The organism is Herbidospora sakaeratensis, from assembly GCF_001570525.1.
Taxonomy (GTDB): Bacteria; Actinomycetota; Actinomycetes; order Streptosporangiales; family Streptosporangiaceae; genus Herbidospora; species Herbidospora sakaeratensis.
In genome coordinates, this window is record NZ_BBXC01000016.1 from 1 (window position 1) to 24858 (window position 24858).

Annotated in this window: 22 protein-coding genes; 14 read left to right on the forward strand and 8 right to left on the reverse strand. The window is 70.6% G+C overall.

The annotated features are described in order from the left end of the window. The first annotated feature begins 256 nt into the window (after positions 1–256). The gene (locus AW271_RS25740) at positions 257–652 is read left to right on the forward strand and encodes a DUF3224 domain-containing protein (RefSeq protein WP_062340181.1); all 396 of its coding nucleotides are present in this window, start codon (positions 257–259) and stop codon (positions 650–652) included. 1071 nt (positions 653–1723) lie between these two features. Beyond that, positions 1724–2173: a hypothetical protein gene (locus AW271_RS25750; protein WP_062340183.1), complete on the forward strand. Its 450-nt coding sequence runs from the start codon at positions 1724–1726 to the stop codon at positions 2171–2173. A 138-nt stretch (positions 2174–2311) separates the two neighbouring features. Here AW271_RS25750 and AW271_RS25755 read toward each other — a convergent pair whose 3' ends face one another. Continuing rightward, the gene (locus AW271_RS25755; protein ID WP_157554631.1) at positions 2312–2881 is read right to left on the reverse strand and encodes a 2OG-Fe(II) oxygenase; all 570 of its coding nucleotides are present in this window, start codon (positions 2879–2881) and stop codon (positions 2312–2314) included. Between the two features lie 159 nt (positions 2882–3040). Between AW271_RS25755 and AW271_RS25760 the strand changes: the two genes are divergently transcribed. The 6 genes from AW271_RS25760 to AW271_RS25785 all read left to right on the forward strand — a co-directional run bounded on the left by AW271_RS25760 (position 3041) and on the right by AW271_RS25785 (position 10801). Continuing rightward, the gene (locus AW271_RS25760) at positions 3041–3781 is read left to right on the forward strand and encodes a DUF6065 family protein (protein WP_062340185.1); all 741 of its coding nucleotides are present in this window, start codon (positions 3041–3043) and stop codon (positions 3779–3781) included. Positions 3782–3960: 179 nt separating this feature from the next. Then, positions 3961–4923: a TauD/TfdA family dioxygenase gene (locus AW271_RS25765; RefSeq protein ID WP_062340186.1), complete on the forward strand. Its 963-nt coding sequence runs from the start codon at positions 3961–3963 to the stop codon at positions 4921–4923. Positions 4924–4962: 39 nt separating this feature from the next. Further along, positions 4963–5262 carry a trypco2 family protein gene (locus AW271_RS25770; protein ID WP_062340187.1) on the forward strand — a complete coding sequence of 100 codons (300 nt, stop codon included), beginning with the start codon at positions 4963–4965 and terminating at the stop codon, positions 5260–5262. 25 nt (positions 5263–5287) lie between these two features. Further along, positions 5288–9733, forward strand: a complete 4446-nt coding sequence (locus AW271_RS25775; RefSeq protein ID WP_062340188.1) for an nSTAND1 domain-containing NTPase — start codon at positions 5288–5290, stop codon at positions 9731–9733. Positions 9734–9797: 64 nt separating this feature from the next. Further along, positions 9798–10361 (forward strand): GNAT family N-acetyltransferase, encoded by a 564-nt coding sequence (locus AW271_RS25780; RefSeq protein ID WP_062340189.1) that lies wholly within the window; start codon positions 9798–9800, stop codon positions 10359–10361. Between the two features lie 167 nt (positions 10362–10528). Continuing rightward, positions 10529–10801: a hypothetical protein gene (locus AW271_RS25785; protein ID WP_157554633.1), complete on the forward strand. Its 273-nt coding sequence runs from the start codon at positions 10529–10531 to the stop codon at positions 10799–10801. 3 nt (positions 10802–10804) lie between these two features. On the opposite strand, the gene AW271_RS25790 is transcribed toward AW271_RS25785, so the two are convergent. Further along, entirely contained in the window at positions 10805–11290 is a 486-nt protein-coding gene (locus AW271_RS25790) for a cupin domain-containing protein (protein WP_062340191.1), read from the reverse strand. Between the two features lie 58 nt (positions 11291–11348). Between AW271_RS25790 and AW271_RS25795 the strand changes: the two genes are divergently transcribed. The 3 genes from AW271_RS25795 to AW271_RS25805 all read left to right on the forward strand — a co-directional run bounded on the left by AW271_RS25795 (position 11349) and on the right by AW271_RS25805 (position 14068). Further along, on the forward strand, positions 11349–12368 hold the full coding sequence (locus AW271_RS25795; protein ID WP_062340192.1) for a tyrosine-type recombinase/integrase: 1020 nt from the start codon (positions 11349–11351) through the stop codon (positions 12366–12368). A gap of 88 nt (positions 12369–12456) precedes the next feature. After that, positions 12457–13209 carry a MerR family transcriptional regulator gene (locus AW271_RS25800; RefSeq protein ID WP_062340193.1) on the forward strand — a complete coding sequence of 251 codons (753 nt, stop codon included), beginning with the start codon at positions 12457–12459 and terminating at the stop codon, positions 13207–13209. A 136-nt stretch (positions 13210–13345) separates the two neighbouring features. Then, the gene (locus tag AW271_RS25805; protein WP_062340194.1) at positions 13346–14068 is read left to right on the forward strand and encodes an HAD family hydrolase; all 723 of its coding nucleotides are present in this window, start codon (positions 13346–13348) and stop codon (positions 14066–14068) included. Positions 14069–14083: 15 nt separating this feature from the next. On the opposite strand, the gene AW271_RS25810 is transcribed toward AW271_RS25805, so the two are convergent. From AW271_RS25810 to AW271_RS25825, 4 genes are read right to left on the reverse strand one after another with little or no spacing between them, the layout of a single operon-like run. Continuing rightward, entirely contained in the window at positions 14084–15121 is a 1038-nt protein-coding gene (locus AW271_RS25810) for a DUF4037 domain-containing protein (RefSeq protein ID WP_062340424.1), read from the reverse strand. Positions 15122–15165: 44 nt separating this feature from the next. After that, positions 15166–16173, reverse strand: coding sequence for a GNAT family N-acetyltransferase (locus AW271_RS25815; RefSeq protein WP_062340195.1), 1008 nt, complete (start codon positions 16171–16173; stop codon positions 15166–15168). After that, positions 16170–17594 carry an adenylosuccinate lyase gene (purB, locus tag AW271_RS25820; protein WP_062340196.1) on the reverse strand — a complete coding sequence of 475 codons (1425 nt, stop codon included), beginning with the start codon at positions 17592–17594 and terminating at the stop codon, positions 16170–16172. Before purB ends, AW271_RS25815 begins: the two co-directional genes overlap by 4 nt. 38 nt (positions 17595–17632) lie before the next feature. Further along, on the reverse strand, positions 17633–20818 hold the full coding sequence (locus AW271_RS25825) for an efflux RND transporter permease subunit (protein WP_062340197.1): 3186 nt from the start codon (positions 20816–20818) through the stop codon (positions 17633–17635). 138 nt (positions 20819–20956) lie between these two features. On the opposite strand from AW271_RS25825, the gene AW271_RS25830 reads away from it, so the two are divergent. Both AW271_RS25830 and AW271_RS25835 read left to right on the forward strand, forming a co-directional pair. Beyond that, entirely contained in the window at positions 20957–21478 is a 522-nt protein-coding gene (locus tag AW271_RS25830) for a MarR family winged helix-turn-helix transcriptional regulator (RefSeq protein WP_062340198.1), read from the forward strand. Beyond that, positions 21447–22220 (forward strand): SDR family NAD(P)-dependent oxidoreductase, encoded by a 774-nt coding sequence (locus AW271_RS25835; RefSeq protein ID WP_062340199.1) that lies wholly within the window; start codon positions 21447–21449, stop codon positions 22218–22220. The genes AW271_RS25830 and AW271_RS25835 overlap by 32 nt, the downstream gene beginning before the upstream one ends. A 258-nt stretch (positions 22221–22478) precedes the next feature. On the opposite strand, the gene AW271_RS25840 is transcribed toward AW271_RS25835, so the two are convergent. Then, positions 22479–22952 carry a pyridoxamine 5'-phosphate oxidase family protein gene (locus AW271_RS25840; RefSeq protein ID WP_062340425.1) on the reverse strand — a complete coding sequence of 158 codons (474 nt, stop codon included), beginning with the start codon at positions 22950–22952 and terminating at the stop codon, positions 22479–22481. Positions 22953–23073: 121 nt separating this feature from the next. On the opposite strand from AW271_RS25840, the gene AW271_RS25845 reads away from it, so the two are divergent. Continuing rightward, on the forward strand, positions 23074–24045 hold the full coding sequence (locus AW271_RS25845) for an aldo/keto reductase (protein WP_062340200.1): 972 nt from the start codon (positions 23074–23076) through the stop codon (positions 24043–24045). Here the strand turns inward: AW271_RS25845 and AW271_RS25850 are convergent. Continuing rightward, positions 24035–24790, reverse strand: coding sequence for an alpha/beta fold hydrolase (locus AW271_RS25850; RefSeq protein WP_062340201.1), 756 nt, complete (start codon positions 24788–24790; stop codon positions 24035–24037). The two genes, AW271_RS25845 and AW271_RS25850, sit on opposite strands and share 11 nt — an antisense overlap. Positions 24791–24858: the final 68 nt, after the last annotated feature.

The following is a 24858-nucleotide window of genomic DNA, read 5'->3' on the forward strand; positions in this document are numbered from 1 at the left end:
CCCCCGTGAACGCCGACAACCGCGACCCCGCCCCGCGCCCATCACCCCCCGTCACCCGCGCATCCGTCAGCACCATCCACTCCCGATGCCGCGGCCAATCCGTCAGCACCGAAAACAATCGCTCCGCCGGCACATCCGCCTCCGCCGACACCGCCAACCGCACCGCCACGACACCCTCCCTCACACCCCACCCAGACGAAACACCCCTACCCCCACCTGACAGAACCTGACAACAATCCCCGCCACCATCGCCGACATGCACGCCACCGGAACCTTCGACATCACCACCTGGGACACCCTCGCCACCGACGAACACCCCGGCGCCACCATCGCCCGCCACCGCCTCACCAAACACTTCACCGGCGACCTCACCGGCACCTCCACCACCGAGATCCTCACCATCACCACCCCCGACGGCCCCGCCGCCTACACCGGCCTCGAACACCTCGACGCCACCCTCCACGGCCGCACAGGCACCTTCGTCCTGGCCCACAGCGCCGGCGGGGGAGCGGACGGAACACCGTGGACGCGCTGGGAGATCGTCGCCACGTCGGGAACGGGAGAACTGACCGGCATCACCGGCTCAGGCCAGATCATCAACGACGACGGACACCACTACACCCTCGACTACACGCTCACCAACGGGACATGAGCGGATTCTCTCCGTTACGGCTCCGCCTGGCCGGCACCGACCGCCGCCACCTGTTCCGGTCGGCCGAACGGCGGCAACCACCCGCTGTGGTCCCGCGCCGTCACGGGTCGCCCGACTCCCTAAACAACGGGCATCGCCTCCGACCCGCCCAGGGAACCAGCAGCCTCGGCGACGCCATCGAGACGCTCGCCGGTGCCGCGGCATGCGCGTCATCGTCTCCGACTTACTCGACGACCCCGGCTGCCCGGAACACCCCATCCCGGGCAGCGGGGGAGAGGGGAGCGGCCCCGAGGTGTAGCCCGGCCGGCCCAGGGGTCGCCGACGGCAGCTGGAGTGCGGCCACGTCGGGCTGATCCTCCTCGGCGTCATCGCCGGCATCGTCCTGCTGGCCCCCAGGGGAGGACCGGGGCGAGCGGCGCCCGGCCAAGGCGCTGCCGACATCCCGGCAGGCAGGGCGCGTCCCGCAAGCGACCAGGGCCCCAGCACGCCGGGCGGCACGGGCGGGCGCGGTTGCGGCAGGCCGCCCCGGCGAATCGCCGACCACGACCCGTGACGGCGCGGCACCACAGCGGGTGGTTGCCGCCGCGCACCGAACCGCGACGCGCTGCGGCGAGCGGGGCCGGCCAGGCGGAGCCGTAACGGAAAAAGACCTGAAAACGCGGAGGAGCCCCCCACCCAACCACGGGAAAGAGGGCCCCTCACCACGCCCCGGCACCGGCAGGCGACGGGGGACGGCCACACGCGGGCCACCGCCGTAACCCGCGCCGCCGTCACCGCCGGCGGCCCCGGCAAGAAGTGGTCGACACCGCCGCGACCGACCACCCCCGAAAACCGGCGCCACCCATCCCGCCGACACGTCATGCCCGCCGAAAGCCGGACGAACGGCGATGGTCACCTTCACCACCCGCCACGGTCAATCCCGAGACCCGCTCACGACCCGACCGAAACCCACCACGACCAGCACAACCGCGCCCACCCGCGCCGCCCGGCGCGCTGAACCTTTCACCCCGCCCAGCCAACTTGACATAATGTTCATTATCGAGCACGCAAAGCCGTCGTAAGATCACCGTCATGGGCAACGTCGGACCCACCGAACTCCTCGTCCTGCTGATCCTCCTCGGCGTCATCGCCGGCATCGTCCTGCTGGCCGTCAGAGCCGCCGGCGGACGACCCCGCGCCCAAGTCGCCTACTGGGCGCCCGGCGTCATCCCGCAGATCGCCGAACCCATCCGCGACCGCGTCCGCGACCTCGGCGCCGACGGCCGCATCCTGGAAGCGATCAAACTCGTCCGGCAGGAAACCGGCCTCGGCCTGCGCGACGCCAAGTTCGTCACCGAATCGATCATCGCCGGCCGCTACCTCCCCACCAGCACCGAACGCGCCCTCCAGACCGGGCCCGACCTGGCCGGGCGGGTCCGCGAACTCAAGGAGGCCGGGCGGACCGAGCAGGCGATCTTCCTGGTGCGCGGCGAGACCGGCATGAACCAGGAACAGGCCGAGGCGTTCGTGGGCCTCATCTGAGAACCCCCATATCGGGCAAAGATGTCTATACCAGACAGAAGGTGAATTCTGTTTGGTATCCCATTTTTGTCGTGTTGTGAGCTACTGATTGACCAGGCAGGTAGTCGAACCATGACGCACATGTCGAGCGAACTCTGATCACATCCACGGCTCTTCATGGTCGGGAAGGGTCGTGCACCAGATCGCCAACGTGTAGCGGTCGCCGTCTTCGACGACGCCTACCTCATGTTCGAACCGACGATCACACGGGAAAGCGACGAGGGTGCCCGCAGCCGGGATCACCTCCAGCTCGCGGGACGGGAAGCGCAGCGAACCTCCCGAATAGCCGCCGCCCGGGCCTGCTGAATTGAGATAGAGAATCGCGGCATGGCTTCGGTGAGGGGTGTGGTTGGGCTCCCATTTCTCGGCTACGCGACGCTCGTTGTCGGCGTGGAGGGGAACACGGTCACCGGCCCGCATTTCACTCAGGATGGTGCATTCCAGCCATAGGTCGTCGAGGCCGAAGAATTTGCTCAGTTCGGCAAGAACGCGGGAGCGGATTCCTGCAACGGTGTCGTCACCGTGCTCCATCAGGGAGATTGCCGACATCTCCGAGCGCACCCGGGTGGTTCGCACCGTCGGGTCGCTCGTCTTGACTTCCCGGATTTGCTCGACGAGGCGGCCACACTCGGCTGCGGTCGTGAAGCCGGGCCTGATCATGATCTGCATGTTGGCCCCCACACATGGTTCCGCCAGGTCATGTGATGACGGTAAGTCGGACACAGAGCCGGATCAAGCTCGCTTGGCAGGGGTTGCGTGCCCGTCCTTGACGCTGTCGGCCCCCCGTGCTCACAATCGCTGTACCGTTGCCACGGATTAGGAGAACGCGTGGACTTCTCCATGCGGCAGTTGACGGCCTACGCACTCGAGCCGCCTCATCTCCCCCTCGAACCCGCAGAAGTGTTTCGAGACTGGATGAACGGGACTCCCGATCGGTACGCGAACCGATGCCTGCCGATGCTCATCGCCAATCAGTACGGGTGGCACGTCCTCAACAGGGGGACGGTCCGCGTGGAATGGAATGGCGGCATCGACGCGGCCGACGTCTCTATCAGCGCTGATGGCTGGGACGACCCACCGATCTCGAATTTCGGCAGCGGCATAGTGACCTGGCGAATCCCCTATCTGTTCAGGACGCCGCCGGGCTGGAATCTGCTTGTCCGCGGTCCGGCGAACCACATCAAGGGTGGTGCCGGCTCACTTGAGGGGATAGTCGAGACCGACTGGGCGATCACCCCCGCGTTCCATTCCTGGCGCCTGACCGACCCGGGCCGCACGGTTGTGTGGACCGACGGCGAGCCGATCTGCTCGATCGTCCCGCAGCGGCGGAGCGATCTGGAGCGCTGGGACCCGATCCTGCGTGAGCTGGGGTCCGATCCGCAGCTCGCAGAGGAGTATCGCCGATTCGCCGAACGCCGCGCCGCGTTCAGCGCCGCCCATCCGACCGGCTGGGAGAAGGACTACTTTCTCGGCCGCCGGCCGGGCGGCGAGGTATCCGGCCCGGATGACCATCAGCGCAGGCTCCGCCTGCGTGCCTTCACTCCCGCCGTCGCCGACGGAACACAGTAAGGAGCTCTCTCATGCCGACTGATGAGACGACCGCCGAGGAGACTCCGGAGATCGCGGAGCCCGCCGTTCTCACCCCGGACGAGGTGAACCCGCCGCCTCCCCCGCCTGTCCCCACCCGCTAGGCCGTGCCTCCCGTGGCGCAGCGCGCGCCACGGGGGCCTACTACCGAGGAACGCCCCATGGCCGGACCCTGCCGCCTGACCCTGTTGGACTGTGAGATCGACGAGATCGGGGCGTTGCTGAGTGAGGTGGCGGCCCGTTATTCGTTCGTCGATGACACCGGTTTCCTCATGGAGGCCGAGCGGCTCGCCCACGGCCTCCCCCGACGGCTGCGGGCCTTCCTCGCTGAGTGCCGCGCTGCGGAGAGGCCGTTGTTCGTCATCGCGCGCTGGCCGGTCGACGATGCCGCATTGGGACTTACTCCGCCGGACTGGCGAGCCGGCTGCGCCGACCACGAGTCGATCCACCGGCACCAGTTGCTGTTGGTGCTCGCCGCCTCGTTGCTCGGCGATCCGTTCACTCTTTCCTCCGCTCAGGGGGGACACCTGGTCAACCACATCGTGCCGGTCGCTGGTGCCGAGCGGCAGATCAGCGCGGCCAGTAGCGAGGAGCTGGGCTGGCACACGGAGGAGGCCGGTTTCCGGTTCCGTCCCGACCATCTCGGCTTCATCTGCCTGCGTAACCCTCAGCGGGTGCCGATGATGATCGGACTGGCTGACCATCTGGTCCTCGATCCCGCCGTCAGGGAGATCCTTCGCAGCCCTTTGTTCGGCATGCCGCAACTGGGGGCGGCTGAGCGAATCGAGTACGCGCCCGTCCTTTACGGCGATGTGGACCGACCTTATTTGAGTGCCGATTCGGTCTACATGGTGCCCGCGCCGGGTGACCGGGCCGCCGCGGAGGCCTGGGAGGTGCTGGGCGCGGCGATCGACACGGCCCTGCGTCCGTTCGTCATGGAGCCGGGCGACCTCTACTTTCTGGACAACCACCGGGCGGTCCACGGCCGCCCGGCGTTCCTTCCTCGGTACGACGGTGCCGACCGGTGGCTGCTGCGGGTCAAGATCGGCAGGGACCTGCGCGCTTCTCGTCCATATCGGGGCGGCGCAGGGACCCGCGTGATCGATTTCGACCGGTTAGGCTGATGCGGCATTCAGGGGTTCTCGACATGAGGTGCGACGCCGATGATCGAACTGCATGAGCTGATCCGCGATCTGCGTTCGGAATTGATGGAAGCGATGGCGGCCGCGCCCGAGGAAGGGCTGCAGTTCGAACTGGGTCCGATCGAGCTCGAAGTCAGCTTCGGCGTCGAGAAGAGCGGCGGCGGTGGGGCCAAGGTCAAGTTCTGGGTCGTCTCGCTTGAGTCCGAGGGGAAGGTGGCTGCGACGTCCTTGCAGAAAGTGACGTTGACACTGTCGCCGCGGACTGCCGGCTCCTCCGCTCCCCCGTATGTCTCCGGTCGTGAACGGCTGGGCGAGCGGTAGCTCCGTGCCCTCGACGGTCGGACGAATGGGACGCGCGCGAGGCCATGGGCTCGATCCGCACAGCGCCGCTGAGATCATCACGGTGCTGCCGGACGGTTCTCGGCGCAGGGGCTCCGGCTACCGGGTCTCGGCGACGGCGGTTCTCACCGCAGCCCATGTCGTCGTCGGCGCCGAGACGGTCACGGTACGGTTCGACGCGGACCGTTCCGATGAAACGGTGGGCCCCGCGACCGTCGCCTGGCTTGACGAGACCATCGATGTCGCCGTCCTCGAAGGCGCCTGGCCGCTCCCGGGAGGCGCTGCGCGCGTCGTGCGCTACGGCTGGGTGGACGACGTGGACACGGTCTTGTCCTGTTCTTCCGTCGGGTTCCCGCGCCACAAACTCCGTCAGGCGGCCGATGGCTGGTATCGCGACTCCAGCCACGTACACGGCACGATCTCGGCGCTGTCGCACCGCCGCGAGGGGACGCTGGAGATTCGCGTCGGACCGCCGGACAGTGACCCCGACCCGAGCATCTCCCCGTGGGAGGGGATGTCGGGATCTGCCGTGTTCGCTCGTGGGGTCTTCATCGGCATGGTCTCGCGTCACCATCGTTCTGACGGCCTCGGCGTGCTGACCGCGACCCGGGTCGACGGCTGGCTTACCCGGCATGACCGTGGGCTGCTGGCCGGGCTGTGCGCGTTGACCGGCCTGCCGTCCGCCCCTGAGGAGCTCGTCGACGTCCTGGGTGAACTGGGCGACGCGGAGGCCGCGGTGCTCGCGCCGGTCGCGCCGTCGCGGACGGTCTTTCTCTCCTACGAGGTGCACGACCGTGCTTCCGCCGACCAGGTGGCGCGGCTGCTGATGCGGCACAGTATTCGTTCTCTCACCGATCCGGCGTCGTCGGCCGACGATCCGCTCGGCGGGTCGTTGGAGCAGACCGAAGCGGTCGCTGTGCTCGTGGGGCCCGAGGGCATCACCGGCGAACGCTCGGCCAGCATCCGCGCGGCCGTCGAATACGCCAGCCGTGAGCGCAGCAACCTGCGCATCGTGCCGATCCTGCTGCCCGGCGCCTCCGCGCGACTGCTCCCGGCGTTTCTGTCCCGGCAGCTCGCGGTGGACCTCCACACCGCTCTGGGGCAGCCGCGCACGAGAGCGGAGCTGGTCGCCACCGTAGAGGGCCTGGCTCCCGAGAGGTCGCAGACGACGCTGCCGGATGATCCGGCGCCGTTTCCGAGCCTGCGCGCTTTCACTTCCACCGAGGCGTCGTTGTTCTTCGGCCGCTCCGCCGAGACCGCGCGGCTGGTTGATCGGGTGCGTGGTGCGTCCTTCACCGCGGTGGTCGGCGCCTCGGGCTCGGGCAAGTCGTCCTTGGTGATGGCGGGGCTGGTGCCCGCCGTCGGGGAGCGGACCGAAGTGGTGACGTTGGTGCCCGGACCATGGCCGATCCGTGCGCTCGCCGCCCGGATCGCCGCGCTGGTGCCTGAGAACGAGCGGCCGAGCCCGAGCGTGCTCGAACGGCAGTTGCTGACCGACCCCGACGAGCTCGGCAAACTCCTGCATGATCTGGTCGCCGCCGACGATCGAACCGACCGGGTGTTGCTCATCGTCGACCAGTTCGAGGAGGTGTTCACCCTCAAGCCGCCGCAGCGGGGCGACGTCGACGCGCAGCTGCACTTCATCCAGAGCCTTCATCGCATCGCCGAATCCCGGTCCGACGCGGTCCGCGTCGTGATCACGCTCCGCGCCGACTTCGTCCAGCACTGCCTCGCCTTCGCCGAACTCCGCGAACTGCTGGCCGCCGACCAGCTGCTGCTCGGACCGCTCGACGACCCTTCTTTGCGCGAAGCGATGCTGATGCCCGCGCAGCACGTCGGCGCGCTGTTCGAGCGCGGCTTGGTCGACCGGGTCCTGGTCGACATGCGAGGCCGGTCCGGCGCGCTGCCCCTGCTGCAGACCGCGCTCGCGGCGTTGTGGCGGCGGCGTCGCGGCGTGTGGCTCACCCACGCGGACTACGATGCCGTCGGCGGCATCGGTGGCGCGCTGAACCAACTGGCCAACGACACCTATGCAGGGCTCAGCGAGCGCCAACGGGAGCTCGCCCGGCTGATGTTTCTGAGGTTGGTGGCCGTCCGTGAGGGCGCTTACACCCGGCGGCGGGTCCCCCGGCACGAGCTCGACCTCGTCGCGGCCGATCCGCGGGAGATCGAGCAGGTCATCCTCACGTTGTCCCATCGTGACGCCCGGCTGATCGCCGCCGGTCACGACACGGTGGAAATCGTCCATGAGGCGCTGATCGACAACTGGGACACGCTCATCGCCTGGTTGCAGCAAGACGCCGCGGACTTGCGCACCCACCGGCTGCTCACGGAGGCTGCGCAGGAGTGGGCCGATCACGAACGTGAGGACAGCTACCTCTACCGCGGGCTGCGTCTGGCGGCCGCGAGCGACTGGGCCACCCGCAACGCAGGGCTCCTGAGCAGGCTGGAGGATGTCTTCCTGACCTCCAGCCGTACCGCGCAGGACACTGCGGTGGCGCGTGAGCAGTCCGATCGGACCCTCGCCCGCGCCGGGCAGGCCATGTTCGAGCTGGAGGCGGCGCCGGAACAGGCGCTGAGGTTAGCGCTCCAGGCCGCAGACGACGGCGGCGATATCCCGCTGGTGCAGCGAACGATGTTCCGGGTCTTCAACGAGGCACGGGTGCGCCGCATCCTGCGGGGCCACTCCGACCGGTTGTCGGGGGTGGCCTGGCATCCTGACGGCCGCCTGGCGGCCACCGCCAGTTACGACGGCACGATCCGGCTGTGGGACGCGGCCGAGGGTCGTCTTCTGACGGTCATCGAGGCGGGCCAGGACTGCGTGACGTGCCTCGACTTCGACGCCGACGGGACTCGCCTTGTGAGCGGCGGCTGGGACGGCACCGCTGGGATCTGGGACGTCGGGAGCGGACGGAGCGTCAGTAGGCTGAGGGGCCATACCGACTGGGTGTCGTCGGTGAGGTGGAGCCCAGACGGCCGGTTCGCGGTGACGGGAAGCCTGGACACCACGGCCCGCATATGGGACGTCTGTGCGGGAACGACGATCCGCACGCTGGAGGGGCACAGCGACTGGGTGCGCTCGGCCGAGTGGCATCCGGACGGCACACGGATCTGCACCGGTAGCTATGACACCACCGCCGCGGTCTGGGATGTGGAGACCGGGGAACGGCTCTCGACGTTGCGGCAGCACGAAGGGCCGGTGCCGGCGGTCGCGTGGAGCGCCGAGGGGACCGAACTGCTCACCGCGAGCGAGGATGGAAGTGTCGTCCTGTGGGATGCCGAGCACTTCACTCCGGTCCGCCGTATGTCGGTGACCTCGACCCCGCTCTACGGAGTCGGCTGGTCGCCGGCTGAGCGGCGGGCGGCCGTGTGCGGGGAGGACGGCCGGGTCCGCTTGCTCGACGTCGACCTCGGGCAGACCGTTGACACGCTGCCCGGCCACGTGGGCTGGGCCTCTGGAGTGGCGTGGAGCCCTGGCGGGCATCTGCTGCTGTCCGGGAGCGAGGACGCCACCGCCCGCGTCACCGCCGTGGACGAAGGTTTCGTGGCACGAATCGCCGGTCGGCACGAAGGCCGGGTGCTCAGTGTCGCCTGGCATCCCGACCAGGAGAGGATCGCATCAGCGGGCCAAGACGAACGGGTGCGAATCTGGGACACCAAACACGGCGGCCCGCCGACGGAGCTCCTGACGGACGCCGTCGCCGTCGCGTGGAGCCCGAACGGCCATAGCCTCGCCATCGGAGGCGACGACGGGTCGGTCAGCATCCGCGACTCTCTCACGTTCGCCGTGGACGCCACCGTTCACGGGCACCAGGGCAGGGTCACCTCGGTCCGCTGGAGTCCCGACGGGCTGCTCCTGGCTTCCGCCGGCAGCGACGGCTCGGTGACGATCTGGGCGGCCGACGGCCTGCGAGAGCGCTGGCGGCTTTCGGGTGACCAACTCGTCGAGGACCTGGCGTGGAGCCCGACGGGCGAGCACGTCGCCGTCGCGGACTGGAACACGGAGGCGCGCGTCTGGCAGCCCGGCGCCGACGCCGATCCTGTCCGGCTTCCCGCCCACACCGCACCGCTGCACGCGATCGACTGGAGTCGCAGCGGCCGCTACCTGCTCACGTCGAGTGGCGACGGTACCGCTCGCCTGTGGGACACCCACGACCGCCGACCGGTCCTGCGGCTGGCGACCGGCGAGTCGCACGCCGCACGCTTCAACCCGATCTACACCCAGGTCGCCACCGGAAGCCAGGACGGCGGCGTCCGGCTGTGGAACTACGCCGACAGCGGCGACCTGCTCGTCACCTACGCCCACCCGGGCGCGGTGTGGTCACTGGCCTTCCGTCCCGATGGCGGCGAGTTGGCGACCGGCTGCGAAGACGGCGCCGTTCGCGTCTGGCTCACCAGCCCGCAGACCATCCACGCCGCCCTGCGCCAACGCGTGGCTGATCTTTCGGCCTGACTGGCTCCGGTCTTCGATTCACGTCGTATGGCCCCCCGCATGACCGTGAAGTAGTGTCGCCCGGGTGTATCCCATCGAACTCATGCACCGGGGCGGCATACGGCTACGCGAGTTCGCGCCTGACGATGGTGAACAGCTTTTCGCGATTTACGGCGATGCCGAGGTCACTCGGCACATGAGTTTCGAGCCTGGCGACAGGGAGCAAGTCGAGGAGATCGTCGGCTCGGTGAGACGGGCGGCTCTGGACCAGCCTCGGCAGGAGTACTCCCTGGCGGCTGTCGATCCGTCGGGCCTGCTCGTGGCGTTCGCCCGGCTGGCCGTCGACACCGTCCATCCCCGCCAGAATTCGGGCCAGATCGGGTTCGCGGTACGTGCTGACCAGTGGGGTAAGGGCATCGGTGGCCAGGTCGTGAACTTGCTGTGCAGGCTGGCGTTCGATGACATGGGTCTCTATCGCGTGTGGGGTGCTCGTTCTCCCGTCAATGAGTCTTCGGCCCGTGTGATGGGACGTGCGGGAATGATCGAGGAGGGAGTCATCCGGGGGCACATTCGTGTGGGTGACGGTTACCGCGATTCGGTGGTTCATTCCATCCTGCTGCCGGAGTGGAAGACCCGAACCGCTGCCTAGCCTTGCCTGTGCTCGTCCGGCGATGTCGAGGACATGAAGATGTCAGCGTGTAGCTCCGAGGTGACGATCGTGACGTACAGCGGACCTGAACCGACGAGCAGCGCGAGATCCTCAGCCTCGACCACTGGAGCACCGCGTCAGCGCCCTCGCAGGCGAGGATGAACTCCTTGGCGTTGCCCACGATGGACGACACCCCGGCCGAGACGCGGGGCGAGCCGCACACGCTGATGTTCGGCTCCCCCGGTTACCGCCGCGCGATGTTCACCCGCCCCGACTTCGCCCGCTACCGGGTGGTGCTCAACTACGCCTCCCTGCGCCTGACGCGGCTCGGGCTGACCCCGCTCGACCGTTTGCGCGCCTGTCACCTGCTGGCGAGCGCGGCCGAGGAGGTCTACGGCGTCTCAGGGGTGGAGTCGATGCGCCGCTACGCCCGCGGCTGACGGCTATTTCTCCTCGACCCAGAAGGTGTCGTGGCGGACGAAGAACTCCTGGTCGGTGCGGCCGGAGGCGGCCCATTCGGCGATGCCCTCGAAGTAGCCCTCCCGTGGCGCCCCCGGGGAGAAGATGAGCAGCAGGCTGGCCGGTTCGCCGGATTCGTTGCGGAAGCCGTGCACGCCGCCCTCGGGGACGTGCACGAAGTCGCCGGGGACCGTGGTGATCCATTCGCGGCCGTTGTAGATGCGGACGGCGCCGGTGAGGATGAAGAACGACTCGGTGAGGCTGCGGTGGAAGTGCGGGGCGGGGCCGCTGGGTTTAGCGCCCATGTCCCAGCGGTAGAGGCCGAACTTGCCGTCGGTGGAGGCGCCGGTCGCCAGGTAGGTGCAGCTGCCGCCGTTGGCGTAGGTGATGTCGGGCGGGGCGCCGTGCGGGAGGTAGGTGGCGGTGATCTCCCCGGTGTCCCCCAGGTAGCGCGGTTCCGGATATGTCATGTTATCGATCATGCCACTGAGCTGGGATTGTCGGTGGCGGGGGTTAGGGTCTGGGGTCATGCGTCCGGCGGAGCTGAATCGGTTGTCGGTGGAAGAGGCGGCGGATCGTTATGTGGAGCTGGTCCGCGCCAAGGTGGTGACGGGCGGGTTGTCGCGCGCCACGGCGGAGGTGTACGCGCGGGATGTGCAGACCTTCGTGCGGCTGACGGCGGCCTGCCGGTTGTCGCCGGTGCTCGACGACCTGTCGGGTGACGACGTCGACGCGGTGCTGCTGGCCTTCGCCCGCAAGCCCGACGAGCGGCGGCGGGCCCCGGCGGGCGGCGGGGAGTTGCAGAGCGCCGCCTCGCAGGCGCGGTTCCGGCGGTCGGTGTCGGCGCTGTTCAAGCATGCCGCGCTGGCCGGGTGGGTGCAGCTCAACCCGATGGCGGCCGCGACGGTGACGGCGCGGGAGCGGGGCGGGCTGCGGGCCGAGCGGCGGGCGCTGACCCGTGAGCAGGCGCAGGGGCTGATCGGGGCGGCGGCCGATCCGGCCGCGGGTGAGGAGGCGCGGGGGCGGCGTGACCAGCGGACCGAGGTGCGTGACGCGCTGATCGTGCTGTTGCTGACGATGGTGGGGCCGCGGGTGTCGGAGCTGGTCCGGGCCAACGTGGAGGATTTCTACACCAACGACGGCGAGCGCTACTGGCGGATCTTCGGCAAGGGCGGCAAGACGCGTGACGTGCCGCTCCCCCGTCTGGCGGCTCGGGCGCTGGCGGCGTATCTGGAGGTCCGGTCGAGTGAGGAGAAGGCGTTGTTGTTGTCGTGGCGGGGGCGGCGGCTGGCCCGGGGCGACGTCCAGGGGGTGATCGACCGGGTGCTGGCCCGCGTCGACCCGGAGCGGCGGCGGTCGGTGACCCCGCACGGGCTGCGGCACACCACGGCGACCCATCTGCTGGCGGGCGGGACCGACATGGACGCGGTCCGCCGGGTGCTGGGCCACGGCGACCTGAGCACGCTGGGCCGTTACCGCGATGAGCTGCCGGGCGAGCTGGAGGCGGCGATGCGGGCCCATCCGCTCGTGCACGATACGGGTGTCTAGGGCGGGCGGTAGAGGGCCGTATAGGGCTTGACTCTCACGTTACGGCAGGCCGCAGGCTGGGTCGCGTCCGAGAAGGGAGGGGGAGATCGTGGCGGGTTATTCGGTGGGGCAGGTGGCGGCGTTCGCGGGCGTGACCGTGCGGACGCTGCACCACTACGACGAGATCGGCCTGTTGTCGCCGAGCGAGCGCACGGCCGCCGGCTATCGGCGGTACGCCGGGCCCGATCTCGACCGGCTGCAGCAGGTGCTGTTCTACCGGGAGCTGGGTTTCCCCCTGGAGGAGATCACCACGATCCTCGACGATCCGGGGGCCGACGCGCAGACGCATCTGCGGCGTCAGCATGAGCTGCTGCGGCGGCGCATCGCCCGGCTGGAGGCGTTGGTGGCGTCCGTGGAGACCGCGATGGAGGCGGCGAGAATGGGAGTGTCGTTGACGCCCGAGGAGCGTTACGAGGTGTTCGGGGAGTTCCGGCCCGAAGACCACGCCGAGGAGGCCGAGCGGCGGTGGGGCGGCAGTTCGGCGTGGACGGAGAGCCGCCGGCGCACCGCCTCCTACAGCAAGGCCGACTGGGAGCGGATCACGGCCGAGGCGGGCGCGCTGGTGACCGACTGGCACGCGCTGTTCGCGGCGGGTGTGCCGGCGGCCTCGCCCGAGGCGACGGCGGTGGCCGAACGCCACCGGGCCCACATCAGCCGCTGGTTCTACGAGTGCGGTTACGAGATCCACGTGGGCCTCGGGGAGATGTACGTGGCCGACGAGCGGTTCGCCGCCAACTACGAGCGGGTGGCCGACGGGCTGGCGGCCTACATCCGCGATTCGATCGCGGCGAACGCCCGCTAGGCGGCTTTGTCACCGGTTTCCCCACGGCCGCCCGTGATCTTTGTCATGATGGTCGTGACTGGCTGTGGGTAAGCCCGGTTTCCCCTTTCACGTCGTGGAAACGCCGTTGTAATAGGGGTTCCGGAGGATGGGCGGCATGATCAGGGCCATTCTCTTCGACCTGGACGAGACGCTGTTCGATCATCGGGCGGCGGTGGCGCACGCGGTGACGGCGTGGACGGCCGGACGGTCTCCGTTCCATCCGCTGCTGGCCGAGGGGCCGGGCCTGTGGTTGCGGCTGGAGGACGTCCACCTCCCGGCCTGGCACCGGGGCGAGTGCTCCTTCGGCGAGCAGCGCCGCCGGCGGCTGCGCGACTACTGCCGGCGGATGGGCGTGCGGGTCCCGGCCGACCTCGACGGGGCGTACGCGGAGTTCCTCGACCTGTACGAGCAGGCGTGGACGGCCTTCCCCGACGCCGCTCCCCTCATCGGCCGGCTGGCCGGCACGGGGTTGACGCTGGGGGTGCTGACCAACGGCCAGCCGGTCCAGCAGGAGGCGAAGCTGCGGCGGCTGGGCCTGCTCGACCGCCTCGACCCGGTGCTCACCCCCGACGCGCTGGGCGGGAACTTCAAGCCCGCCGCCGAGGTGTACACCGCCGCGGCCGCCAAGCTGGGCCTCGACCCGGGAGAGGTGGTGCTGGTGGGCGACAACCTGAACCTCGACGCCATCGGGCCGACGCGGGCCGGCATGCACGGCGTGTGGCTCGACCGCTACGGGTCGGCCCCTCCCCCGGCGGGCGTCCCGACGATCCGCACCCTGGCCGACCTGCCGGCGCTGCTGCCGGAACTGGCGTCGGTGCGCCCCCTGGCCCTGGTCTGAGGGTTCTGGTGGAGGTCACCGGGCCGCGGCGGCGAGGTTGCGGGCCCTGCGGGGGTCGGTGAGGGCGTCGGTGTTGTCGGCGACCTGGTCGACGGCGCCGACCAGATCCAGGCGGGCGACGGCGGGGTCGGTGACGGCGTCCATGAGGGCGCGGGCGAACCGATGGCCGCCGATCACCTGGAACGGCCGGTCGTGGTAGAGCCGGGTGCCGGGTTCGACGGGGGCCGTCAGCGCCAGCCGGTTGTGCAGGGCGGCGACGCGCCGGTAGGCGGCCGACAGGTGGTGCTCGCGGCCCTGCCAGGTCGTCTCGCGCAGCGCGCCGGTCAGCGCGTCGCCGAGTTCGGCCGACCCCGACAGCCGGTTGAAGGCGCTGCCGAGCCACTTGGTGTAGGGCGGGTAGCGCCGCCGCATGAGCAGCGTCAGCCGCATCAGGTCGCGGGCGATCCTGCCGGTCGCCAGCACCGACCCCAGGTCGTCGCCGACCTCGCCGGCGCGGCCCGGGAAGCTCTCCTCCTGCGCGATGCGGGTCCACTGGCAGGCCAGCACGTACCGCCACACGTCGTCGGGGTACCAGCGCAGCCGCCGGCGGGCCGCGCACACCTCATCGAGGCCGTCGTGGAAGACGTCGCCGCCGGTGAACTCCGCCAGCCGCTGCCACGGCACGCCCAGCCAGTCGTCGACCCCGATCGGGTCACGCGGGTCGAAACCGAGCAGGTCACGGGCCCACGGCGAGAACTCGGTGATCGTGACCCCCGGCCGCACCGGATGCACGTCGGAACCGAACGCGGTCGGGAAACCGCCGTACTCGGCCGGCAGCCGCCGCCAGACCCGGTCGCGGACCTCCTCGGCGCACCCGGCGGGCACGAACACGATCGCGCGGGGCCCCCAGTCGTGGTCGGCCGAGCGGGCGGTGTCGAAACCGAGCACCTCCGACCCGGGCCCGATGAGCGCGGCACTGTGCGGAACGGGATGGGGGCCGTCGTCCAGGAGCGGCCGCAGCACGTCGTGGTAGTAGGCGCGGCACAACTCCAGGCCGGGGACAAACGCGGACATCATTCCCTCACTGTGCATGGTCGGGCCGCGCCGCTCACCTGGTTTTATGCCTCCTGTACGGCCCTGGTCGCCGCCACCGGCCGCCGCGCGTAGCCCAGCCGCCGGTAGACGGCCAGCGCGGCGGCGTTGACGTCGTCGACCATGAGCGACACCCGGCCGTGCCGCTCCAGCAGCGCCGCGGTGAGGAACCGGCAGATCGCCCCCGCCAGCCCGCTCCCCCGCGCCTGCGGCAGCGTGGCGACCCCGCCGACGAACCCGACCGTCGGAGCCGACCAGGCGTCGGCGCCGACGGCGACCAGCCGCCCGCCCTCGTCGCGGATCCCGGCCCAGCGGAAGACGCCGGGCATGCCGGGCCGGGCGTAGGCGTCGGGATTGGCCACCGCCAGCACCCGGGCGACCTCCTCGACGTCACCGGGCCCGAGCCAGCCGACCCTGGGCTCCACCAGCACCGGGGACCCGCCGGAGCCCACGGGCCCGCGCCGCCCCTCCCCTGCCTCACCGGCCCGGCCGGCCAGACCGGGAGCGCTCGGCGACGGCTCCGCGGCCGGGCTCGACGATCGGCCAAGCCCCGCGGGCAGGGGCCCGGACACGTCGGCCAGACCTGGAAGGTCGTCGCGCCCGCGCTGCGACTTCATCTCGAGGGACCTCGTCTCGAGGGGTCCCGTCGTGAGTCGTGCTGTGTCGAGCCGCGCCGGGTCCAGGCGGACCGTGTGCGGGTCGACGGTCATCCAGGTGAAGTTCCCGGCCGGGCCCAGCTCCCCCGGCATCGCCTCCACCAGCCGGTGGATCACCTCGCGGTCGCCGAAGGGCCGCAACCCCGTGCCCATCTCCCGCCACACCCGCCGCACCAGCGCCGGCAGCGCGGGATCGCCGGCGGCGCCGAACACCGCCAGGCGGTCGTGCTTGGACACCGCCGGGCAGGCCGCCACGACGGCCCCGCCGTGCGCGAAGGCGCGTGCTCCGCCCTCGGGCAGCCGCTGGGCCGTCCAGACGAGCAGGTCGTCGCCCCCGCAGGCGGCGGCGACCTCCTCGGCGTGGTGCAGTTCGATCACAGAATGGCGCCCGGGGCGTACCCGGCGGCGTGCGGGTGGCGGGCGGTGATCTCCCCCACCCGGGCGGCGACGGCGGCGACCTGGTCGGCGGCCGCGCCGGTGAAGGACACCCGGTCGGCCAGCAGCGCGTCGAGGTCGGCCCGCGACAGCGGGAACCGGTCGTCGGCGGCCAGGCGGTCGAGCAGGGTGTTGCCGCCGCCGTCCTGGCGCATCGCCAGCGCGGCCGCGACCGCGTGCTCCTTGATGAGCTCGTGGCCGGCCTCGCGGCCCAGACCGGCCTTGACGGCGGCCATCAGCATCTTGGTCGTGCCGAGGAAGGGCAGGTAGCGGTCGAGTTCGGCCTCGATGACGGCGGGGAAGGCGCCGAACTCGTCCAGGACCGTCAGCATCGTCTCAACCAGGCCGTCGAAGGCGAAGAACGCGTCCGGCAGGGCCACCCGGCGCACGACCGAGCACGACACGTCGCCCTCGTTCCACTGGTCGCCGGCCAGTTCCCCGGCCATGGACGCGTAGCCGCGCAGGATCACGGTCAGGCCGTTGACGCGCTCGCAGGAGCGGGTGTTCATCTTGTGCGGCATCGCCGAGGAGCCGACCTGCCCCTCCTGGAACCCCTCGGTGACCAGTTCGTGGCCGGCCATCAGCCGGATCGTCTTGGCCAGCGACGACGGCGCGGCCGCCAGCTGCACCAGCGTGGTCAGCACGTCGTAGTCGAGGGAACGCGGGTAGACCTGCCCGACGCTGGTGAAGGCCCGGGTGAAGCCCAGGTGGGCGGCGACGCGCTGCTCCAGGTCGGCCAGCCGGTCGGCGCCCAGCAGGTCGAGCATGTCCTGGGAGGTGCCGACCGGGCCCTTGACGCCGCGCAGCGGATAGCGGGCGATCAGCTCCTCCAGCCGCTCGTAGGCGACCAGGAGCTCGTCGGCGGCGGTGGCGAAACGTTTGCCCAGGGTGGTGGCCTGCGCGGCGACGTTGTGCGACCGGCCCGCCATGACGGTCGCGGAGTGTTCGCCCGCCAGCCGGGCCAGCCGCGCCAGCAGGGCCACGACCCGGTCGCGGACCAGCAGCAGGCTGTCGCGCACCTGCAGCTGCTCGACGTTCTCGGTCAGGTCGCGGCTGGTCATGCCCTTGTGCACGTGCTCGTGCCCGGCCAGCGCGTTGAACTCCTCGATGCGCGCCTTCACGTCGTGGCGGGTGACGCGTTCGCGCGCCGCGATCGAGGCCAGGTCGACGCTGTCGGCCGCCTTCTCATAGGCGGTGATCACGTCGGCGGGCACCGGGATCCCGAGATCGGCCTGGGCCTTGAGCACGGCCACCCACAACCGCCGCTCCAGCACCACCTTGTGGTCGGGAGACCACAGACGGGCCAGGGCGGGCGAAGCGTAGCGGGTGGCCAGGACGTTGGGGATGCGCGGCTTGTCGGTCACGTTCCCCGAGCTTATCGAAGCCGCGCATCCCCTCACGTCTACCGGGTGGGGGCCAAAGCCTCCTCGTCGTACACCTCGAGCTTGCGCTCGTGCTTGGGTGTACGGCTGAAGCGCTCCTTGGTCCTCTCCACCATCACGTACAGCGTCGGCACCAGGACGAGCGTCAGCAGCGTCGAGGACACCAGGCCGCCGATGACGACGATCGCCAGCGCCTGCGAGATGAACCCGCCCGACCCCGTCAGGCCGATCGCCATCGGGGTCAGCGCCCCGATCGTGGCCAGCGCCGTCATCAGGATCGGCCGCACCCGGCGGCGGCCGCCCTCCATGACGGCCTCCACCACGCCCATGCCCTGCTCGCGGTACTGGTTGACCAGGTCGATCAGCACGATCGCGTTGGTGACGACGATGCCGATCAGCATCAGCATGCCGATCAGCGCCGGCACGCCCAGCGCCGTGTCGGTGATCAGCAGCAGCCCGATCGCGCCGGTCGCCGCGAACGGGATCGACACCAGCAGGATCAGCGGCTGCACGAAACTCGAGAACGTCGCCACCATGATCATGAAGACGATCGCGATGGCCAGCACCATCGCCAGCCCCAGGTCGGCGAACGCCTCCTCCTGGTCGGCCGAGGCGCCGCCCACGGTGGCGCTCACCCCGGCAGGCAGCGTGAGCGTGTCGAGCGTGGCGGTGACCTCGGTGGTGACCGCCCCCAGGTTGGAGGCGTCGGCCGCGCCCGACACCGTCGCGGTGCGCTCGCCGTCGAGGCGGCTGATCTGCGTCGGGCCGCCGTCCTTGACGACCTCGGCGACGTCGGTCAGCTTCACCATGCCGGTCGCCGAGGCGATCTCCAGGTCCTCCACCTGCGCCAGGCTCTCGGGCGTGTCGCCGGTGCGCAGCACGATGTCGGCGGCCCGGCCGTCGATGTCGATCGACCCCACCGGCGCGCCCCGGAACGCCTGCGCGACCTGCTGGCCGATCGCCGCCTCGGTCAGGCCCTTCTCGGCCGCCTTCTCCCGGTCGACGTGGACCTCGATCCGGTCGGCGCTGTCCTCCAGGTTGGAGGCCACGTCACGCAGGCCCGGCACGCCGGCCAGCGCCCGCACGACGGTCGCCGAGGCGGCCGACAGCTGGTCGACGTCGGGGCCCTGCAGGATGACCTGCATCTGGTTGGAGGCCAGGCCGCCCCCGCCGCCGCCCCCGCCGACCGTGATCTCGCCCACGCCCGAGCCCAGGGCCGCGAACTTCTCCCGCAGCCCCTCCTGCAGCGCGTTCGCGTCGACGTCGTCGGCCAGCGTCACCGAGAAGGCGGCCCGGTCGGCGCTGCCGCCCGCCCCGCCCATGAACTGGTTGCCGCCGCCGACGTTCACCTGGTAGGACGCCACCCCCGGTTCGTCGGCCAGGATCTGCTCGACCTTCCCGGCGGCCGCGTCGGTGGCCTCCAGGTTCGTGCCGACCGGCATGCGCTGGCTGATGTTGATCGTGTCCATGCCGGCCGAGTCGAGGAAGTTCGTCTTCAGGTTCGGCGCCAGCGCCATCGTCCCGATGAAGATCACCACACCGATGGCCAGCGTCACCCAGCGCCGCTGCGTCGCGAACCGCAGCACCGGCAGATAGGCGCGCTGCAGCGGCGAGCGCAGCTCCTTGGCCTCGGCCTCCTCCCGCGCCCGGCGCGCCTCCTCCGGCGACAACGCCGGCGCCTTCAGGAACCAGTAGGCCAGCACCGGGATCACCGTCAGCGACACCAGCAGCGAGGCCAGCAGCGCCACCGTCACCGTCACCGCGAACGGCGAGAACAACTGGCCCACCATGCCGCCCACGAACGCGATCGGCGCGAACACCGCCACCGTCGTCAGCGTCGAGGCCGTCACCGCGCCCGACACCTCACGCACCGCGCCCAGGATCGCCTGCCGCTTCGGCTCGCCATAACCCAGATGGCGCTTGATGTTCTCCAGCACCACGATCGAGTCGTCGACCACCCGCCCGACCGCGATCGTCATCGCGCCCAGCGTCAGCAGGTTCAGCGAGTAGTCGCCCACCCACAACGCGATCAGCGCGATCACCACCGACAGCGGGATCGACACCGCCGTCACCAGCGTCGACCGGATCGACAACAGGAAGATCAGAATGATGATGACCGCGAACGCCAGGCCCAGCAGGCCCTCGGTCGTCAGGTCGTGGATCGACCGCTCCACATACGGCGCCTGGTCGAACACCACCGTCAGCGTCGCCCCCGACCCCAGCGCCGTCGTCAGCTCCGGCGTCAGGTCCCGGACGTCATGGGAGATCGCCACCGCGTTCCCGTCGGGCTTCATCGTGATCGACACGCCCAGGCTCGGCTTGCCGTTGGTCCGCGTCAGCGTCGTTGCGCTGTCGTCGACCACCTCGACGTCGGCCACCGACCCCAACGTCACCGGCTTGGGCGGCGCCGGCGGCCGCACGCTCGCCACCGGCTGCCCGGGACGGCCCGGCGCCTGCGCCTGCGCGGCCGGCGGCGTCAGGTAGAGGTTCTTCAGGTCATCGACCGTCGCGACCCGGTCGCCGATCTGGACGGTCAGGTTCCGGCCGTCCTCGGTGATCGACCCGGCCGGGATCGCCACGCCGTTGGCGCGCAGCAGCTCGGGGATCGCCGCCGGCGACAACCCCTTCTTCGCCATCTCCCCGGTGTCGGGCGTGATCGTCACCTGCTTGCCGCGCGCGCCGGTGACCTCCACCTCCCGCACCCCGTCGATCCCCCGCAGCGACGGCACCGCCGCCTGCTCCAGCCGGTCGAGCAGCGTCGCCTCGTCACCGCCGGAGGCGGCCAGCACCACCACCGGGATGTCGTCGGTGCTGCCCGCGATCACCTGCGGGTCGACCGTCGAGGGCAGCTGCCCCTCGATGCCCGCGATCGCCTGCTCCATCTGGCCGATGGCCTCGTCGATGTCGGTGCCGAACTCGAACGCCACCTGGATCGAGGCCATGCCCTCACGCGAGGTCGAGGAGATCTCCGTCACCCCGGCGATGCCCTGGAAGCTGCTCTCGATAGGCTTGGTGACCTGGTCTTCGACGATGTCGGGCGCCGCACCGGCGTACGGCGCCACCACGAACGCCCCCGGGAACTCCAGCGACGGGAACAGCTGCTGTTTCAACGAGGGGATGGCATAGGCGCCGAGAGCGCTGGCCACCACCGCAATCATGATCACAAGAGTGCGGTTGGCGAGGCTCAGCCTGGCCAGGAAGGTCATGCGCGAAGGCTCCTTGACAGAAGGTCGGCCGGAAGATTAATGCGGCTCACCCTAACACTTCGCGTCGTACGAATATTTAATGTCACGTGGCATTCCTGATAACCTTCTCAGGTTTGCGACAGCCCACCGAAGGCCAGCGTGAAGACACCCGACACGACAGACGGCGACGAACGCGACCAGCTCATCGACTGGATCGCCGACACCCAGCGCCTCCTCGGGCGCGCCTTCGCCCGCGACCGCTCCCTCCCCCTGCTCGCCACCACCCTCACCATGCAGCAGCTCAAGGTCATCGTCGCCCTGTCGTTCCACGAATCGGCCTCCGGCCAGGAACTCGCCCGCGAACTCGGCATCGGCCTGGGCACCCTCACCGGCATCGTCGACCGCCTCGTCGCCCACGGCCTGGTCTCCCGCCGCGAAGACCCCGCCGACCGCCGCGTGCGCCGCCTCACCCTCACCACCGAAGGCCGCACCCTCACGGACGAGATGCTCGACGCCGGCGCCGCCAACTGGCGGCAGATCCTCACCCACCTCGACACCGACACCCTCCGCGACATGAGCCGCGTCATGCAACGGATCAGCGACGTCCTCATCGAGGAAATCGGATCATCCGACGATAGGCTGAGCGGTCATGAACAATGTGGACGCCCCCTACCTCACTGACCTGTTCGGCCTCCACGGCCGCACCGCCCTCATCACCGGCGGAAGCAGCGGCATCGGCTACGCCATCGCCCGCGCCCTCGGCGGCGCCGGCGCCCACATCACCATCGCCGCCCGCCGCCAAACCCACCTCGACCAGGCCCTCACCCGCCTGCACGCCCACGGCATCACCGCCACCGCCGTCCAAGCCGACATGGGCGACCCCGACGACCTCACCCGCCTGTGCCAGACCGTCACCGACACCGACATCCTCGTCACCAGCGCCGCCAACAACATCCGCCACCCCATGGGCGAGCTCACCCCCGGCGACTACGAACAGACCATCGCCGTCAACCTCACCGCCCCCTACCGCCTCGGCCAGCACCACGCCCCCCGCATGGCCAGCCGCGGCTGGGGCCGCATCATCAACATCGGCTCCCAGCAGACCCACCGCGCCTTCGGCAACAGCGGCGCCTACGGCGTCGCCAAAGCCGCCATCGGCGGCCTGTCCCGCTCCCAAGCCGAAGCCTGGAGCCCCCACGGCGTCACCGCCAACACCATCCTCCCCGGCTTCGTCCTCACCCCCCTCACCCAAGCCGCCCAAGCCATCCCCGGCCGCGTCGAAGCCCTCGCCGCCCGCCACGCCGTCGGCCGCAACGGCCTGCCCGACGACTACGCCGGCATCGCCGTCTTCCTCGCCTCCGACGCCGCCGCCTTCGTCACCGGCCAGAACATCTGCGTCGACGGCGGCTTCTCCATCACCTGAACCACCCGCGCCCCACACCCCCGCACGAGAGCCACGCCGAGCACGCAGACGAGCCCGCGAAACCGGCCGAGCGCGGAGAAACGCGGCCCAGCCCCCTTCTCCCGTAGCCGAGAGAACCGGGCGCGACCGGTCGCCGCCGCGCACGGCGCGGACCGGGCGCCGACGTCGGCGCCGGCCACGCGAAGCCGTAACGGAAGAAAAGACCCGTACCCATCGGCCGCCCGCGGAAGGGGAAGAACACGGGCGGCCGATGGGGCACTAGCGACGGCGGACCACACTCACCCCGCGGCCCGGCGCCCAGTTCTCGATCACCAGCATCGCCTCTTCGACCCGCGTGATCACCGCACCCTCGATCTCCACCCGGAACAGGTGCGACTCCCCCGGATCCCCGCCCACCACGGCCTTCACCACCTGCGGGTCGGTCACCTCCACCGCGCGCCCCGACAACTTCGCCTCACCCGGCCAGGTGCCCGACCCCTCCTCACCCGGATCGGTCGTCGGGCCGTGCAGCGCCATGCGGCCATCGCGCAGCAGATCGGCCGCCTTCACCGCCTTGGTCATCGACCCCAGCCACAACTCCCCCTGCGCGAACTGGGTCTCGGTGCCGCTGATCCGCGGCGAGCCGTCCCGGCGCAGCGTCGCCATCGTCTTGTGCTTGCCCACGTCGAACAGCCGCAGAAAGCGCGCTGCGAACTCAGGGGCGTCGTTCTCGATCTCCTGCCACGAGGCCATGCCCGCCATAGTGCACCCCGCCACCGACAAAATCGGCTCGGCCGTCGTCGATAGGTTGTGAAGTGCGGGTCAGCGCATGCCAACAACCCACCAGCTTTACAAAGTAAGATAGGGAGCAGACATGGAGACGCGCACACTCGGCCATCTCGCCACCTCCGCCCTCGGCCTCGGCTGCATGGGCATGAGCGACTTCTACGGCCCCGGCGACGACGCCGAATCGATCGCCACCATCCACCGCGCCCTCGACCTCGGCATCACCCTGCTCGACACCGCCGACGCCTACGGCCCCTTCACCAACGAGAAGCTCGTCGGCCGCGCCGTCCGCGACCGCCGCGACCAGGTCGTCATCGCCACCAAGTTCGGCATCCAGCGCGCCGACGACGGCACCCGCCTGGGCATCAACGGCCACCCCGACTACGTGCGCGCCGCCGCCGACGCCTCCCTGACCCGCCTCGGCGTCGACCACATCGACCTCTACTACCAGCACCGCGTCGACCCCGCCGTGCCCGTCGAGGACACCTGGGGCGCCATGAAGGAACTCGTCGACGCCGGGAAGGTGCGCTTCCTGGGCATCTCCGAGGCCGCGCCCGAGACCGTGCGGCGCGCCCACGCGATCCACCCCATCACCGCCGGGCAGTACGAATACTCCCTGTTCACCCGCGACATCGAGACCGACCTGCTGCCCGCCCTGCGGGAACTGGGCATCGGCCTGGTCCCCTACAGCCCCCTGGGCCGCGGCCTGCTCACCGGCGCCGTCGACCTCGGCGACCTGCGCGAAGACGACTTCCGCCGCACCAACCCCCGCTGGGAGGACGCCAACCTCAAGGCCAACATGGCCCTGGTCGGCGAAGTGGCCGCCGTCGCCCGCGCCCACGACGCCACCGCCGCCCAGGTCGCCCTCGCGTGGGTGCTGGCCCAGGGCGACGACGTCGTGCCGATCCCCGGCACCCGCCGCGCCGCCCGCGTCGAGGAGAACATCGCCGCCACCGGCCTCACCCTGTCAGGCGCCGAACTGGCCACCCTGGGCGACCTCGCCGACCAGGTCGCCGGCGACCGCTACAACGCCGCCGGCATGGCGACCCTCAACCACTGAAACCCTCCAGCCGGTCGAGCAGCAGCCGCGCAACCTCGCCGGGCCGCTCGATCGAGGGCAGGTGACCCGCCCAGCCGAGCTCCACCAGCTCCGCCGACGCCAGCCCCGCCGCGATCACCCGCGCGCTCTCCTGGAAGTACGGAAGATCATGTACCCCGTACACCACCACCGCCGGCGCCGTGATCACCGACAGGTCGATCGGCAGATGCCCGGCCGTCGGCTCCGGATCGGCGGCCAGCTGCAGCTCGAAGGAGGTGCGCTGCATCTCCGCCACCCAGATCCGCTCCGCCTCCCCCGCCTCGGGCCCGAGCCAGGTGTCGACGTTCAGCCGCACCGCGCCCTCGACGTCGCCCGCCTCCAGGAAGGCGTCCTCGGCCTGGCCGAACGCCCGCAGCTCCGGCGTCGGCGGCAGGCCCATCCCGGCGGCCAGCAGCACCAGCCGGCCCACCAGGTCGGGGCGCGCGGTGGCCACCTCCAGCGCCACCCGCCCCCCGTGGGAGGCGCCGATGACGGCGGCCCCCCGCACGCCCAGCCCGTCGAGCACCTCGGCCACGTCACCGGCGTCGGTGTAGGGCTCCTGGGCCGCCCACGGGCTGCGCCCGAAACCGCGGAAGTCCAGCCGCACCACCCGGAACCGCGCCGTCAGCTCCACCCACAGCGGATCCCACATGCGCGCGTCGGCGGCACTCGAATGCAGCAGCACGACAGGAGCCCCGGAACCGGCCTCCTCGAACCAGACACCCAACAGACGTCGGCCTCTCTGAGAAGGGCGCTCCCGCCCCCGTGGCAGAGCGCCCGGCCCATCGTCGCCAT